General features: G+C 53.4%; 1 protein-coding gene. It reads left to right on the top strand.

Features of this window, described 5'->3' with window-relative positions; translation table 11 throughout:
• The first annotated feature begins 62 nt into the window (after window positions 1-62).
• Window positions 63-1213 (top strand): IS3 family transposase gene (locus E4P01_RS11410; RefSeq protein WP_216091855.1). Its coding sequence is split into 2 segments (ribosomal slippage): window positions 63-297 and window positions 297-1213, totalling 1152 coding nucleotides; the frame shifts between segments, so codons are not numbered across the junction.
• Window positions 1214-1231: the final 18 nt, after the last annotated feature.

The raw sequence follows: 1231 nt of genomic DNA on the forward strand, positions 1-1231 counted from the left end.
TGAATCGCCCCGGGTTTCGTAGACACCTCTTTGCCTTAAACTGAGGCCAATCAGGAGGTGCCATGAGCAACCCACGTTATCCCGAAGAATTCAAAATCCAAGCGGTCAATCAAGTGACCGAAAAGAAGCTTCCCGTCGCTGACGTAGCGGCGCGTCTTGGCGTGTCGACGCATAGCCTCTATGCCTGGATAAAGCGCTACAGCAAACCTCAGGCAGAACGGCAGCAAGACGATGATCAGCACGCTGAACTGCGTCGTCTGCGAGCGGAACTCAAGCGGGTCACTGAAGAGCGAGACATCTTAAAAAAGGCCGCCGCGTACTTTGCCAAGGAGTGCGGCTGAAGTACGCCTTTATCAAGCAGCGCGCGGGCGACTATTCCATTCGACGGCTTTGCCTGACGCTGAAAGTCCACCCCAGTGGTTATTACGCTTGGTTGTCTGAGCCGCAATCTGCACGCGCTAAAGACGACCAGCGATTGCTGGGTTTGATCAAGCATTCATGGCTGGAGAGCGGCGGAGTTTATGGCTATCGCAAAATCCATGGCGATCTGCGCGAGGTCGGTGAAGATTGTGGTCGGCATCGTGTGGCGAGGCTGATGCGTCTTGAGGGTCTGCGCTCTCAGACAGGGTATCGACGACGCCCTGGAAAGTACGGCGGTAAGCCAGCGGTCGCCTCACCCAATTTGCTGAAGCGCCAGTTCGATGTCGTAGAACCCAATAAGGTTTGGGTCACCGACATCACCTACATTCGTACGTATGAGGGCTGGCTGTATTTGGCTGTGGTCCTGGATCTGTTTTCTCGTCAGGTCGTTGGCTGGTCAATGAAGTCGCAGATGACCAGTGATTTGGCCATTGATGCGTTATTGATGGCGGTTTGGAGGCGTAAACCGAAACAGGAGGTGATGGTTCACTCCGACCAAGGCAGCCAGTACAGCAGCACCGATTGGCGCAGCTTTTTAAAGGCGAACAATTTAGTTGCCAGCATGAGTCGCCGAGGCAACTGTCATGACAACGCCGTGGCCGAGAGCTTTTTCCAGCTTCTAAAGCGGGAACGAATCAAGCGGAAAATCTACACCACGCGGGAAGATGCTCGTAGTGATGTGTTCGATTACATCGAGATGTTCTACAACGCAAAACGCCGGCATGGTTTCAACAATCAGCTGTCACCGATAGAGTTTGAAAAGCGTTACGCAATGAGCTTGAAAGGTGTCTAGAAAATCCGGGGCGATTCA

Origin of the sequence: Pseudomonas sp. NCIMB 10586, from assembly GCF_023127895.1 — a bacterium.
Lineage (GTDB): Bacteria > Pseudomonadota > Gammaproteobacteria > Pseudomonadales > Pseudomonadaceae > Aquipseudomonas > Aquipseudomonas synxantha_A.